Annotated in this window: 12 protein-coding genes; 4 read left to right on the top strand and 8 right to left on the bottom strand. The window is 72.2% G+C overall.

The window, feature by feature from the left end; all coding sequences use genetic code 11:
- Positions 1-9 precede the first annotated feature (9 nt).
- Complete coding sequence (locus ACFY0F_RS12235) at positions 10-1,152, bottom strand: hypothetical protein (protein WP_388792195.1); 1,143 nt, start codon at positions 1,150-1,152, stop codon at positions 10-12.
- A gap of 86 nt (positions 1,153-1,238) precedes the next feature.
- Between ACFY0F_RS12235 and ACFY0F_RS12230 the strand changes: the two genes are divergently transcribed.
- A complete protein-coding gene (locus ACFY0F_RS12230; RefSeq protein ID WP_388792194.1) occupies positions 1,239-2,795 on the top strand; it encodes a hypothetical protein in 1,557 nt (518 codons plus the stop codon).
- A 262-nt stretch (positions 2,796-3,057) separates the two neighbouring features.
- Here ACFY0F_RS12230 and ACFY0F_RS12225 read toward each other — a convergent pair whose 3' ends face one another.
- From ACFY0F_RS12225 to ACFY0F_RS12200, 6 genes are all read right to left on the bottom strand, one after another.
- Positions 3,058-5,643, bottom strand: a complete 2,586-nt coding sequence (locus ACFY0F_RS12225; RefSeq protein WP_388792192.1) for a SpoIIE family protein phosphatase — start codon at positions 5,641-5,643, stop codon at positions 3,058-3,060.
- A 310-nt stretch (positions 5,644-5,953) separates the two neighbouring features.
- Positions 5,954-6,382, bottom strand: a complete 429-nt coding sequence (locus ACFY0F_RS12220; RefSeq protein ID WP_388792190.1) for an ATP-binding protein — start codon at positions 6,380-6,382, stop codon at positions 5,954-5,956.
- Between the two features lie 115 nt (positions 6,383-6,497).
- The gene (locus tag ACFY0F_RS12215; RefSeq protein WP_388792188.1) at positions 6,498-6,896 is read right to left on the bottom strand and encodes a (deoxy)nucleoside triphosphate pyrophosphohydrolase; all 399 of its coding nucleotides are present in this window, start codon (positions 6,894-6,896) and stop codon (positions 6,498-6,500) included.
- 30 nt (positions 6,897-6,926) lie between these two features.
- Positions 6,927-7,124 carry an SPOR domain-containing protein gene (locus tag ACFY0F_RS12210; RefSeq protein ID WP_388792186.1) on the bottom strand — a complete coding sequence of 66 codons (198 nt, stop codon included), beginning with the start codon at positions 7,122-7,124 and terminating at the stop codon, positions 6,927-6,929.
- Between the two features lie 331 nt (positions 7,125-7,455).
- A complete protein-coding gene (locus tag ACFY0F_RS12205) occupies positions 7,456-8,208 on the bottom strand; it encodes a GntR family transcriptional regulator (protein WP_388792184.1) in 753 nt (250 codons plus the stop codon).
- A 147-nt stretch (positions 8,209-8,355) separates the two neighbouring features.
- The gene (locus tag ACFY0F_RS12200; protein WP_388792183.1) at positions 8,356-9,513 is read right to left on the bottom strand and encodes a DUF4190 domain-containing protein; all 1,158 of its coding nucleotides are present in this window, start codon (positions 9,511-9,513) and stop codon (positions 8,356-8,358) included.
- 142 nt (positions 9,514-9,655) lie between these two features.
- Here ACFY0F_RS12200 and ACFY0F_RS12195 point away from each other — a divergent pair, with 142 nt between their 5' ends.
- On the top strand, positions 9,656-10,861 hold the full coding sequence (locus ACFY0F_RS12195; RefSeq protein WP_388792181.1) for a serpin family protein: 1,206 nt from the start codon (positions 9,656-9,658) through the stop codon (positions 10,859-10,861).
- 28 nt (positions 10,862-10,889) lie between these two features.
- On the opposite strand, the gene ACFY0F_RS12190 is transcribed toward ACFY0F_RS12195, so the two are convergent.
- Positions 10,890-11,429, bottom strand: coding sequence for a phenolic acid decarboxylase (locus ACFY0F_RS12190; protein ID WP_388792179.1), 540 nt, complete (start codon positions 11,427-11,429; stop codon positions 10,890-10,892).
- 101 nt (positions 11,430-11,530) lie between these two features.
- On the opposite strand from ACFY0F_RS12190, the gene ACFY0F_RS12185 reads away from it, so the two are divergent.
- Together ACFY0F_RS12185 and ACFY0F_RS12180 are read left to right on the top strand one after the other, a co-directional pair.
- Positions 11,531-11,971, top strand: a complete 441-nt coding sequence (locus ACFY0F_RS12185) for a MarR family winged helix-turn-helix transcriptional regulator (protein ID WP_388792177.1) — start codon at positions 11,531-11,533, stop codon at positions 11,969-11,971.
- A 142-nt stretch (positions 11,972-12,113) separates the two neighbouring features.
- A complete protein-coding gene (locus tag ACFY0F_RS12180; RefSeq protein ID WP_388792175.1) occupies positions 12,114-13,172 on the top strand; it encodes a sugar ABC transporter substrate-binding protein in 1,059 nt (352 codons plus the stop codon).
- The last annotated feature ends 116 nt before the right edge of the window (positions 13,173-13,288 follow it).

Raw genomic sequence — 13,288 nt, 5'->3', positions numbered from 1 at the left:
CCCGGGGCACTACCTCTTTACCCAGTCATTCCGATACGCGTTCCAGTCGTCCTCCGTCGCCGCGAAGTCCACGTACAGGGCGACCCCGAAGCGGGCGCGGTCGGCGTCGGTGCGGGACAGGCCCAGGCGGACGCCCCGGACGGCGGCGGGGACCGTCTCCGCGTGGTTCCAGTGGTCGAAATTGTTCTCGTGGTAGAAGGGCAGGCCCATCAGGAGGTCGGTGGAGGGCGGGGTGACCTCCAGGGCCAGGGAGGTCTGCTGGGCGACGTACCCGCCGTACAGGCTCGGCAGCGGCTGCATCGTGTCGTACGACATCACGGCGATCTGGTCGACGCGGCGGGCCACCTCGCCGAAGAACGCCTGTGTCCACCACTTGGGGTGGCCCGCGAGAGTGCCCCAGACGGAGTGGAAGGCGGGCAGCGGGTCGATCTGGTGGGCGGCGACGGAGAGCAGGGCGTGGTGGTCGCGGGTGACGCGGTGCAGGTCGTCGAGGAGGTCGAGGTAGTCGCGATCGCCGGAGTGCAGCGGCTCCAGGTCGAAGTGGGCGCCGTCGAAACCGGCGGCGAGGATCTCGCGGGTGGAGCGGACGACGGCGGCCCGGGTCGCCGCGCGCTCCAGGCGCATACCGTCCGGTGACTCGGTGGCGAGGACGTCGCCGAGCCAGGCCTGGACCCGGACGCCGGGCAGTTCGCGGTGGACGGCTGCTATCAGCCAACCCGACTCCGGGTAGTCCGATGGGGGGAGGGTGCCGTCGTGTTCCAGGGGGCCGGAATGGACGTACAGGTCGCGGATGCCGGTGCCTCGCAGGCGGTGGGCGAGGGTTTCGACGTCCTGGTCGTCCTTCCTGCCGTCGATCCAGGCGTGGCCGAGCCAGATGGCGTCCTTGCCCCGGGTGTACGTGCCGTCGGCCGTGTCGCCGGTGTAGTTGACGCGGAGGGCGACCTCGGCGGTGACGAGGGGGAGGAGGAACAGCAGGGCCAGGGCGAGGGCCGTACGGCGTATCCGGCGGCGTTTCCTGCGTCCGGTGCCGGGGGCGGGCGGGCCCTGAGGGGCGTCCTCCGGAGCCTGCGGGACATCCTCCGCAGCCTGTGGGACGTCCTCGCCGTCGGCGGCCACCGGTTGGGTTCGTTCCTGCGTCGGTTCCGCGTCCATCCCCGTGCTCCCCGTCCTCGTCGTCCCCGTCCCCCGACCGCCCGCCCCGGTCGCGGTGCCCCTTACCTGCCCATACGCTCCGAAATGTGACGTCAACCTTGATCCGGGGCCGGCCGCGGCACGCCACGTCGCACATAGCCGTGCGGGTGGCGCACGCCGTGCTGGGCGGGGTCGCGGGGTTCGTGTGGCTGCTGTTGCCGGGGATGACGATCAGCGCCGAAGATCCGGTTCCCGTCGCCCACGCCGGGCCGGTCGTGGTTGCCGGCGCCGCGGAGCGCGACGAGACGTCCGTCACCGATCTGCTGCTGCCGCTCGTGGCGGTGGGCGCGGCGGGCGTGCTGGCCGCCTACGGGTACGTACGGCGCAGCCGACGGTCCCGGACCCGGACGACGCCCGGGGTGGTGTCCGTCCGGCCGCCCGTGCCGACGGGGGGTGACTTGGAGCGGCAGGCGCGGACCGCGCTGGTCGTCGCGGACGACAGCGTGCGCACCAGCCGTGAGGAACTCTCCTTCGCCGAGGCGCGGTTCGGCGCGGCGGCGGTGGCACCGTTCGTACGGGCGCTGCGGGCCGCGGAGACGGAGCTCGCGGCCGCGTTCGCGATACGGCGGCGGTACGAGCAGGGGGTGCCGGAGGACGAGGTGGCCCGGCGGCAGGCGCTGGTGGGTGTCGTGGGGCGGTGCGCGGAGGCCGGGCGGCGGCTGGACGCCGAGACGCCCGCGTTCGACCGGCTGCGGGCGCTGGAGGAGGGCGTGGGCGAGGCGCTGGAGGTCGCCGAGGGACGGTTCCGGGAGCTGACGGCGCGGACGGGCGGGGCGGCGGTGACGCTCGGCGGGCTGGGCGGGCGGTTCGCCGCGTCGACCGTGGAGCCGGTGACGGGGTATCTGGAACAGGCCAAGGACCGCCTGGTGTTCGCCACCGGTCACCTCAACGCGTGCCGCCAGACGGCCGATGCGGGTGACCTGGAGCGGGCGGCCCGCCATCTGCGCGCCGCCGAGGGGGCCATCGCCCAGGCCGATGTCCTGGTCACCGGTGTGGAGCGGCTCGCGGCCGGGGTGCGGGAGGCGGCGGAACTGGTGCCGGCGGCGCTGACCGGCGCGGAGGCGGCGATCGCGGCCGCCCGCGGGGCCGGGCCGGCCGGCGTTCCCGCCGGGGAGCTGCGGGCGCGGATCGCCCGGGCCGGCGGTGCGCTGGCCGCCGTACGCAGGCAAGTGACCGGGGGGTCGTACGACCCGTTGGACGCCCTGCGGCACATAGCGCGGGCCGTCGAGCCGCTGGGGGGCGGCCGGACCGGAGTCGTGTCGGCGGCGGCGCTGCTCGTCGCCCGCGGCGCGGTCGGCGCCGCGGACGACTTCGTCGGCACGCACCGGGGGGCCGTGGGGGCCGAGGCCCGTACCCGGCTCGCGGAGGCCGCCCGGCTCCTGGCCGGCCGCGGCCCCGGGCTCGCCCTGGCCGACCAGCTCGCCCGGGAGGCCCGTGACCTCGCCGAGCGCGACGTCCGCGCGCACGGGACCCCTTACGCCGGGGAGACCACCACCGGGCTCAGCGGTGCCGTCCTGGGCGGCATCCTTCTCGCCGAGGACCCCGACGCGGGGCCTCCGGCGAGCTTCGGCGGCCCGGAAACCAGGGGACGTTTCCGAGTCTAGGGCTACCTCATTGGCCCCTGGGAGCTCCGCTCCCAGACCCCCGGGCCCATGCCCACCCACCACCCAGCCCGCTGGCATTACAGCCCGTCCGGGGGTGCCCCCTCTGGGGGAGTTTGAGGACGAGGCCGTTCAGGCCGATGGGGTCCGGGGCGCAGCCCCGGCGGGGTCGAAGGGGCGCAGCCCCTGGGGACGGGAAGGGCAGGGGCGGCGGGGGCGAGGAGAACCGGGCCTCAGCCCTGAGACCGGCACAGGCGCGGGCCGCTCAGAACAGGCTCAGCAGCGCCTCCGCCGGATCCGTCAGACCGGCCCCGCCGTCGGGCAGCGGGAGTTCGAACCAGACCGTCTTGCCCCGGGGCGTCCGGCGGGAGCCCCACGCGGCACTGAGCAGCCCGACCAGCTGCAGCCCCCGTCCCCCCTCGTCGGTGTCACGGGCACGCCGCCGCCGGGGCTGCACCAGGCCGGAGTCCCAGACCTCGCAGACCAGGGTGCGGTCAAGAAGCAGCCGCAGCCGTATCTCGCCCTCCCCGTACCGCAGCGCGTTCGTCACCAGCTCGCTGACGAGGAGTTCGGCGGTGTCGACCAGCGGCTCCAGGTCCCAGCCGAGCAACTGCCCGCGCGCGTACTCACGGGCGCGGCCGACGCTGCGCGGCTCTCGCGGCAGGGTCCAGTCGCCGACGGACTCGGCGGGCAGCCCCTGCACACGGGCCATCAGCAGCGCGATGTCGTCCTCGCCGTGGTGGGTGTCGAGGGTGTTGAGGACGTGGTCGCAGACGTCCTCCAGCGGCTGGGAGGGGTCGGTCAGCGCGCCGACGAAGGCCTGCAGGCCCTCGTCGAGGGGATGGTCGCGGGATTCGACCAGCCCGTCCGTGTAGAGCGCCAGGAGCGCACCCTCGGGGAGTTCGACCTCCACCTCCTCGAAGGGCTCGCCGCCCACGCCCAGCGGCATGCCGGGCGGCACGTCCAGCATCAGCGCGTCCTCGCCGGGCTCCACCAGCACCGGGGGCAGATGGCCCGCGTTGGCGAAGGTGCACCGCCTGGTCACCGAGTCGTAGACGGCGTACACACAGGTCGCGAGATAGACCTCGGACAGGTCGGCGTCCCTCGGCTGACGGGCCGTACGGGTGGCCTGCTGGACTCCGCCGGGCGTGCCGAGGCCGCGGGCGATCTCGTCCAACGCCGCGAGGACCTCCGCCGGTTCGAGGTCGAGCAGGGCCAGCGTGCGCACCGCCGTGCGCAGTTCGCCCATCGCGACGGCCGCGCGCAGGCCCCGGCCCATCACGTCGCCGACCACCAGCGCGGTCCGTGCACCGGGCAGTTCTATGACGTCGAACCAGTCGCCGCCGACCTCGGTCGCCGCGTTGCCCGGCAGATACCGGCAGGCGATGTCCAGCCCGGAGGCCTCCGGGTCGCCGGGCGGGAGCAGGGACCGTTGCAGTATCAACGCCCGTTCGTGCTCGCGGCGGTAGAGGCGGGCGTTGTCGATACAGACGGCCGCGCGCGCCGCCAGCTCCCAGGCCAGGTCCCGGTCGCGGTCGCCGAACGGCTCGCTGCCCTTCGTACGGGCGAACTGCACGAGTCCGACGACGGTGTCGTGGGCGACCATGGGAACGGCCAGCGTGGACTGGACGAGGCCGCCGTCCTCCGCGGGCACGGACTGCGGGCGGGCGGTGCGCAGCGCGTCCGCGCAGGGCGAGTTGAAGGGGTAGTGGTGGACCGCGCCGACCGCGACCGACTTGCCGCCGCCGACGAAGGGGGCGTCGGATACCGCGCTGGCGAAGGCCACACGGCGCAGTTCCGCACTGCCGTCGGCGAGCCCGGGCGGGGTCTCGTCGCCGACCAGGAGACCTTGGTAGAGGTCGACGGTGGCGAGGTCGCAGAAGCCGGGGACGACGACGTCGAGGAGTTCGCGGGCGGTGGTCTCCAGGTCGAGGGAGTTCCCTATGCGGGCGCCCGCCTCGTTGAGCAGGGCGAGATTGCGCCGTGCCGCGGCGGCCTCGCGGGCGGCGTCCCGGCGGGCGGTGACGTCGGTGCCGAGCCAGGCGACGCCGATCGGCCGGCCGCTGCCGCTGTGCACGCGGTAGAGGTTGATGGACCAGTGCCGCCGCTCCTCGGAGCCCGGTACGAAGCCCGTGACGTGCATGTCCGTGATGGAGTTGCCGGTTTCCAGGACCCGGCGCAGGGTGGCCGCGACCCGTTCGGCCTCGCCGCGCAGCAGGTAGTCGTGGACGCCGCGGCCCCGGTGGTCGTCGGGATTGCCGCCGAACGTGTTGGCGAACTGCTCGTTGGCACGACGGACCCTCAGTTCGGTGTCGATCAGGAGGAAACCGAACGGAGATTGACCGAATATCGCCTGCGAGGCGGCGAGATCGGTCTCGATGCTGCGCAGGGTGCGGACGTCGACGACGATGCAGACGGCGGCCTTGTCACCCTCCGCAGTGCGAGTGGGCATCACATAGACCTCGGCGAGGCCCTCCCGGCCGCACTCCCCGTCCGCCGTGTCCGGCATCCGGAAGGGGACCACCCCGGTCCACTCCCGCCCGTCGAGTATCTCGGCCATCTTCCGCTGACCGCGCTCGCGCAGATCGGGGTCGATGAAGGCGTCGACGGGGTCCGTGCCGATGGCGCGTTCGGCCGGGATGCCGAAGAGTTGTTCGGCGCGCAGACTCCACTGGTCCACCAGCCCCTTGGGACTGATGGAGAAGGACGCCACCTTGATGTAGTCGTAGATGGAGCCGGGCGGACTGCTCTGCCACATGGCGTCGCCGGGCGGCCGCTCGTCCGCGGCCTTGCCCCTCGCGCCGTCCGACGGGTCCTCGGACTCCGTGGCCTTCGCTGGTATCTCGCTCACGCGAACCGTCCCCTCCAGCTCACCGCGTCCGGCACCGGTCACCGGCTGCGGCTGCCCGCAGTATCCAGCACTACGGCGCCGCACAACACGGTGTTCACGATCACAGCACGTTCCCGGTGGTTTTCGGTCCGGGCCGTGACAACACTTCCAGTCTTCTAACCAGGCAACACGTCGTCGAATCACGCGCGACGGCAACCTTCCGGGACCGAACCGGCCTCTGTACGGCTCCGCCGGGTGTACAGGCGGGTGCAGCGCGGGCCCAGGCGCGTACACGCGGGCGCACGTCGGGCTCAGGCTCGCCCGCCCGGGCTCATCCCGGCACCGCCAGTTCGAACCAGACCGTCTTGCCGGTGTCTCCCGGCCGGGTGCCCCAGCGGCGCGAGGAACCGGCGACCAGTTGGAGTCCGCGGCCCCTCTCCTCGTCGGGGCGCGGGACGCGCTCGTGCGGCGGGTCCGGGAGCGGGTCGGAGACCTCCACCAGCAGGGTGTCGCCGAGCTCGGCGGGTCGGACCAGACGTACGCCGACGGGGCCCGTGGCGTGCCGCAGGGCGTTCGTCACCAGCTCGCTGACCAGCAGCGCCGCGAGGTCCGCGAGGCTGTCGAGGCGCCAGCCGCGCAGTTGGTCGCGGACCGCCGCGCGGGCGGCGCGTACGGCGCCCGGCTCCTCGGGAAAGGTCCACTCGGCGCAGTCGCCATCGGTGTCGATCACGCCGATCACTTCCCAGGCCAGCAAGCCCACCCATGTCCTGTTTCGTGGGGTTAATGGGCACATACCCGATATCCAGTGCCGAGTACCGCCCTGGAGAGTGCCATGTGACGCCTGATGGCTCCGGCGCGGGGTCACACGCTCCGGTTCACAGCAGACGTGCGGCCACTTCCCGCACCGCCGGGACGTCCTGATCGAGCCAGTCCACGTCCCACAGCCGGTCCGGCGTGAGCCAGCGCAGTTCGTCGTGGTCCTGGAGGGGCTCGGGGCCCGGAGAACCGGTGCGCGGGCGGGCGGTCCACACCTGCAGGACGTACGGGGCCTTCAGCGGCCACTCCCCCGGCACCCGCTCGACGACCTCGGCCTCGACGCCGAGTTCCTCGCGCAGTTCGCGCACCAGGGCGTCCTCGGGCGACTCCCCGGGCTCCACCTTGCCGCCGGGCAGCTCCCAGCGGCCGGCCAGCTCGGGGGGCGCGCTGCGGCGGGCGGCGAGCAGGCGGCCGCCGTCGAGCAGGGCGGCTCCGACCACCACGATCCGTTCCGTCATGCGCCGGAGCCTACGTGAGCCTCCGGGAGGTCAGCCGCGGGAGCCGTTCCCGTTGGGGCCGATGCGCTCGACCCAGTAGATCTGCTTGTGTCCGCGGTCGTCCAGGCTGTCGGCGATCTTCTGCGCCTCGGCGCGTGTCGCGTACCGGCCCACGCGGTAGCGATTGCCGTTGTCGTCCTGCCGTATGACGAGCCAGGGCAGCGAGACCGTGCCGTTGACGTCGTTCATCGCACCCCACCTCGTCTCCCGGCCCTCGCCCGGCCGTCTCCCGTCCCCGGCTCCCGCCGTGCCCCGCCCGCTGAGGAAACCGCAGTACGCATATGCGCGAGCGTACGCCTAACCTTCACGCAGCGAATACGGCTTTTCACCAACAGGTACGCAACCGGCCAGAACGCAGGGGGCGCACGATGACGAATGCGCCGTCCGTGCGCTTCGATGCGTCGGTTTGACGGGGTGCCCGACACATCGGGTACCACCTGCGAAAACGGCGAAATCCCAACGGCCCGAGGACGTGCGGGCGTCGCGTGTGCGGGCCGTGCAACTGCCCCGGGGGTGTGCGCTACTTCACTGGCAGGTGGTACGCGACTTTGTAGCGGTCGGCGGGGATCACGACGTCGGCGGTCTCCACCGGGCGGCCGGAGGCGTAGTAGGTGCGCTGGACGACCAGGACCACATGGCCCGGCACGCCGCCCAGGGTGAGCAACTCCTCGGCGAGGCCCGGGCGGGCGCCGACCTCCTCGGTGACGTTGTCCACGATGACGTCGATGGCGCGCATCCGCTCGACGACGCCCATGCCGCCGAGGGGGCCCTCCTCGGGCAGCATGACGGGGGTCCGGCCGGTGACCGCGAGCGGCTCCCAGGAGGTGGAGAGCATCATCGGCTCGCCGGCGTCCCGGAAGACGTACTTGGTGCACATCACCCGGTCGCCGGGGCGCACGCCCAGCCGGTCGGCGATGGCGACGCTCGCCTCGGCCTGTTCGCTGCGGGACTCCCAGGTGCCGCGCGCGGCGGCATCGGCCTGTTCCTGCCGGAAGGGCGTGGCCCCGGCGGGCGGGCGGAAGCCGGAGCGGGCGATACGCCGGGGCGCGGGCCGCTCGCGCACATACGTCCCCGAGCCGGAGCGGCCCTCGACCAGCCCTTCGGCCATCAGTACCTTGCGCGCCTCGAGGGCGACCGTGTCGGAGACGCCGTACTCCTGACGGATCCTGGCCTGGGAGGGCAGACGGGCGTGGGGCGGCAGCAGACCGTCGACGATCTTCTTGCGGAGATCACCCGCGACACGCAGGTACGCCGGCTGCTCACCGAAAGTCACGGGCCGCTCCCATCAGGTTGTACAGACAGCAACAGCGTGGCAACGGTGGGTTGTGCCGCGCAAGCAAAGGCCAAAGAATCACTCGATGTGATGACATCCGCCTGGTGAGTGCTTTACGCAGGCACTTTCTCCCCGCTATAGCGCGCGTCACACCTCCTGACCCGTGTCGTCCGAGGACGGCGGAGTGGTGGCCAGCCCCAGAGCCTTGCGCGCGGTGACCGTGCGGTCCGGGTCGATGAGCTTGAAGCCCTTGTCGTAGTGCGTGGAGAAGACGTCGGCGTGGGCGGCCTCCGCAGCCTTCGCCCACTCCGTCCGCGCCTCGTCGACATCACCGGCCAGCGTGCTGACCGGCTTCTCGGCACCCGCGGGCCAGTCGTGCCCGCGCAGCATCCCGGACTGCTTCTCCAGCGCCGCCGCCACACGTCGCGCCCAGGCCTTGTGGCCGGGCAGGTCGTCCTCGACGTACTCCGCGTCGGGCGCGGTGTCCATGGCGGCGTTGAGGACGTGCGCGGCCTTCAGATAGGCGACCTGGTCGGCGTCGAGGACGGTCTCGTCGTTGCGCAGCGAGCCGGTCAGTCCTGCCTTCTCGTCGGTGTTGCCGAACACGCAGGTGACCTCGCGGTCGCCCACCGCCCAGCTGTCCGGGGTGGGCGTCAGGTAGTAGACGTCGACGTCGTCCGGAACGGCCCAGCCGTCCATCGCGTAGCTGTCCCGCAGTCCGTAACAGCGGTCGTCCGCCCGGTTTCTGACGGAGGAGTCACCGGGGTACCACCCGCCGCCCGCGAGCTCGAAGGAGGCGAACACCTCGCCGTCGTGCTTCCCGGAACAGGGCACCTTGTCGACGTCGTACGTCTCGCCCTGCAGGGAACCGCCGGGCGCATCGAAGCACTCGCCCTTCACCAGTGAGATGCTCGCCCCGTCCCGCGCGCCGTCCTTGAACCCCTTCCAGAACTCGGCGGCCCCGCCGGTCACCAGCGCCAGCGCCCACAGCGCGAGCCCGATCCCGGACAGCGCGCAGCCGGCGATCGCCATGCCCTTCCCGCGTTCCCCCCGCCTCCTGATCTGCGCCAGCCCCACCAGCCCCAGCACCAGCCCCACGCCCGGCAGGAAGCAGAGGACGCCGAGCACGAGCGCGGCGATGGAGAGCCCGTTCACCGCCGCCGGACGGCTGTAGGGGCTGTAGGGGCTGTAGGGGCTGTACCCCTGCGCCCACGGCTGGTACGGCGGCTGCCCGTAGGGGCCCTGCGGGTACGGCGAGTACGGCGACGGTGGCTGGTGGGGGCCGGGAGGCGGAGGTATGGACACGGGTACCGTGCTCCTGGGGTCGGGGCGGCGGCAGCGCTGAAATGGCGGCCGGGAAACCACGGCTGGGAACCACAGCTGAGAACCGACGACTGGACTGACGTACGACTGCGCGCATGGTAGGCGCGCGGCTGATGGGGGCGGAATGCGGGTCGCGAGTGCGACGGTCCGGGCGCTGAACCGGCTCACCGCCCGGTGGGCGGGGGCCGTGGACGGCGGCACGGTCTTCTCGGCGGCGGGCGTCTGGCCGCTGCTGGCCTTCCTGGCCGACGGGGCCACCGGCCCGGCACGCGCGGAACTGACGGAGGCCCTCGGGCTGCCCGCCGACCAGGCGGCGGGGGCGGCACGGGAGTTGCTCGCCGCGATGGACGACATGGCCGGGCTGGACACGGCTGTGGGCCTGTGGACCGACCGGACGCTGGAGTTGCGGCAGGAATGGCGGGCCGGGCTGCCGGCGGGCTCACACGGAGTGCTGAGCGGCGACCCGTCGGCCGACCAGGAGGCCCTGGACGCCTGGGCGGTCGAGCGGACCGGAGGGCTCGTGGAGCGCATGCCGGTGACGCTGACGGAGGACGCCAGGATGGTCCTCGCCGGCGCGCTGGCGCTGCGCACCGACTGGGCGCGCCCCTTCGACGAGCAGGTGCTGCGCCCCAAGACCGGGCCGTGGCAGGGCCGCTACCTGACGAGCCTGCACCGCCGGGGCGTCCGGCCCGACCGGATCGGCGTGGCGAGCACCCCCGGCGGTCACGTCACGGCCCTGAAGGTGGCCGGCGACAACGGCTTCGACGTCCATCTCGTCCTCGGCGAGGACGCGATGACGCCGGGACAGGTGCTGGCCGCCGGTGTGGGCGTCGCGGAGCGGACGCTGACGGTGACCGGGGGCGGGCGGCTGCCGTACGGGCACGTGGGTCCGGGCCTGTACGTCGAGCGGCAGCCCACGGTCTCCCCGGAGCCGACGACGCTGGACGTGACGACGGTGGCGTTCGAGGTGCGCACGGAGCACGACCTGCTCGCCCGGCACCGTCTGTTCGGCCTCACGACGGCCCAGGACACCCGGTACGGCCATTTCCCCGGGGTCAGCGCCGACCCGCTCGCCATCGGCGCGGCCGGACAGTCGACGGTGGCACAGTTCACCGCCCAGGGCTTCCGCGCCGCCTCGGTGACGGCCCTGATGCCGGTCGCCGGTTCGGGACCGCCCCAGTTCCGCCACGAGTCCACGGTCCTCCGCGCCGTCCTCGACCGCCCCTTCGCCTTCCTCGCCGTGGACCGGGAGACGCGGCTGGTACTGGTGGCGGGCTGGGTGACGGAGCCGACGCTCCATCCGGTCGTGTATCTCAACGGCAGCCGGTAGAGGGCCTGAGCCGTCGGCCGCACCCGCGTCAGTCGGTGCGGTCGGACCATCCCTCCGGGAGGCCTCCGGGGGCCGTGGCGATGACGGTGTCGTCGTCGGGACCGACGAACTCGAAGAGGGTGATCTTCGCGAACTCGGGGACCACGCAGACCGGGTAGGTCGGGCCCTGGTCGCGGTAGGCGCGCATCTCGTCGAGGTGGTCGTTCTGGTAGAGGACGGTGCGCTCGGGGTGCTCCTCGACCCAGTGCGGGAAGAAGATCACGCCGTGCAGGCGCCGCTTGCCGGGCATGACGTTGACGGAGACCGACGTACCGGTGGGCTCGTTCCAGGAGACCTTGTAGTGGTCGTCGTCCAACTGGACGAGATCGACCCGCTGGTCCTTGACCCAGCGGCCGCCCACCATGCCGGAGTGGATCCGGTAGTCGATGGTGGTCGGGTTCTTCACGTACATCTCGTACTGCCAGCCGTTGGCGTACGTGTAGATGAAACGGTGGCCGACGATGCCGGAGAGCTCCTGCGGCGGGACCGGGTTCTGGACGGTGGTCTCGTGTGCTCCGTTGGTGGTCATTCGGGTACCTCCTTGCTGCACTGCATGCCGCGGTGGCGACCCATTCATTTTGTCACAAAATTATTTTGTCGCAAAACATGCTGTTGCGGCATGATGAGGTCATGGACACCGCGACTGATCTCGGCCGCCTGATCGGCCCACTGCGGCGGGCCGTACTCCTGCGTACCCGCCGCGCGGAGGACCTCCCCGACCTCCCCGAGGCACAGATCGAACTCCTGCGGGTCCTTTCCGACGCCGGCCCGCTCGCCCCACGCGAGGCCGCCGCCCGGCTGCGGGTCGCCCCCTCGACGGTCAGCAACCTGGTCCGGACCATGACCGCATCGGGACTGGTCGAGCGCAGGGCGTCGTCGACCGACCTCCGCACCGCGAGTCTCGCGGCCTCCCCCCGCGCCCTCGACCTGCTCAGCCGCTACGACCGGGTCAGCACCGACGCGCTGCGGCGCGCCTTGGCCGAGCTCGCCCCGGACAGCCGACAGGCCATCGCGGAGGCGCTGCCGGCCCTCACCGAACTGCTCGGCGCACTGGAGGACGGGCGCGGGTGACCGCCACCGCGAGGCGCACGGATTGCCCGCGTATATTGGGTGAACGGGTGTTTTGACGTATCTGCTGGCCAAGTGAGCCCGCCGCCATCCCCGTGAGTGGACGGCGGCACCGAGCTTCGAGGCCCAGCGCGAGGAAGTACCGATGAGGCTCAGAACCGTGCTCTGTGCCGCCGCCTCCGTCCTGTCCGCCCTGCCACTGCTCAGTGGCTGCGGCGACGGCACGGTGGCGGAGGCGGGCGACCCGCCGCTGGTCGGCGTCGACTACCCGCGGTCGGACACCGACTTCTGGAGCTCCTACATCAGGTACACACCGGAGTTCGCCAAGCAGCTCGGCCTCGCGCTCAAGACCACCAACTCCCAGAACGACCTCGCCACGCTCAGCGGCAACGTGCAGACGCTCATCGTCCAGCACGTCAAGGGCGTAGCGATGGCCCCGCAGAGCACCTTCGCCATCGCACCGATCCTGGCGCAGTTGGAGGCCAAGGAGATCCCGGTCGTCACCGTCGACACCCGCCCCGACACCGGCCGTGTCTTCATGGTGGTGCGCGCCGACAACCGCGCCTACGGCGAGAAGGCCTGCAAGTACCTCGGCGCCAAGCTGGGCGGCAAGGGCAAGGTCGTGATGCTGGAGGGCGACCTCTCCTCGATCAACGGGCGCGACCGCACCGAGGCGTTCAACGAGTGCATGGCGGCGCACTACCCCGGCGTCACGGTGTTCGGCGAGGCCACCAACTGGGACGGCGCCGTCGCCGCGCAGAAGCTGCAGGCAGACCTGACAGCCCACCCGGACATCAAGGGCATCTACACGCAGTCCAGCCTGGCCCTGTCCGGCACACTCCAAGTACTGCACCAGCAGGGCCTCCTGGTCGGCCCGAAGGACAGGAGGCACGTGTTCGTCGTCTCCAACGACGGTGTCCCCAGGGAGCTCAAGGACATCACCAAGGGCAACATCGACGCCACCGTGTCACAGCCGGTCGACCTCTACGCCAAGTACGCGCTGTACTACCTGAAGGCCGCGATCGAGGGGAAGACGTTCAAGCCCGGCCGGACCGACCACGACAGCACCATCGTCCAGATCCGCAAGGGCATGCTGGAGGACCAGCTCTCCGCCCCGCTCGTCACCGCCGACGGCGGCACCTACAGCGGCGTCCCCAGCCTGAAGAGCACCGACCCCTCCCTGTGGGGCAACAGCTCCGGCTGATGCCGCGCCGCCCCCGGACGCGGCGCGGCACGGATTCGCGGGCACCGTGCGTCACACGGGCTCACCCGGGAACCCGGACGCCGCCGAGAGCAACAACCACCAGGAGGAGGTACGGC

Origin of the sequence: Streptomyces sp. NPDC001544 (assembly GCF_042894285.1) — a bacterium.
Taxonomy (GTDB): domain Bacteria; phylum Actinomycetota; class Actinomycetes; order Streptomycetales; family Streptomycetaceae; genus Streptomyces.
The sequence above is the reverse complement of the archived record's forward strand: the minus strand, read 5'-3'. Positions and strand labels throughout refer to the sequence as shown.

Bases quoted from the DNA above. Each gene is read 5' to 3' on its own strand.
- ACFY0F_RS12180 (WP_388792175.1), top strand. From the start codon at position 12,114: ATGAGGCTCAGAACCGTGCTCTGTGCCGCCGCCTCCGTCCTGTCCGCC.
- ACFY0F_RS12215 (WP_388792188.1), bottom strand. From the start codon at position 6,896: ATGACGGAACGGATCGTGGTGGTCGGAGCCGCCCTGCTCGACGGCGGC.
- ACFY0F_RS12185 (WP_388792177.1), top strand. From the start codon at position 11,531: ATGGACACCGCGACTGATCTCGGCCGCCTGATCGGCCCACTGCGGCGG.
- ACFY0F_RS12210 (WP_388792186.1), bottom strand. From the start codon at position 7,124: ATGAACGACGTCAACGGCACGGTCTCGCTGCCCTGGCTCGTCATACGG.
- ACFY0F_RS12190 (WP_388792179.1), bottom strand. From the start codon at position 11,429: ATGACCACCAACGGAGCACACGAGACCACCGTCCAGAACCCGGTCCCG.
- ACFY0F_RS12235 (WP_388792195.1), bottom strand. From the start codon at position 1,152: ATGGACGCGGAACCGACGCAGGAACGAACCCAACCGGTGGCCGCCGAC.
- ACFY0F_RS12195 (WP_388792181.1), top strand. From the start codon at position 9,656: ATGCGGGTCGCGAGTGCGACGGTCCGGGCGCTGAACCGGCTCACCGCC.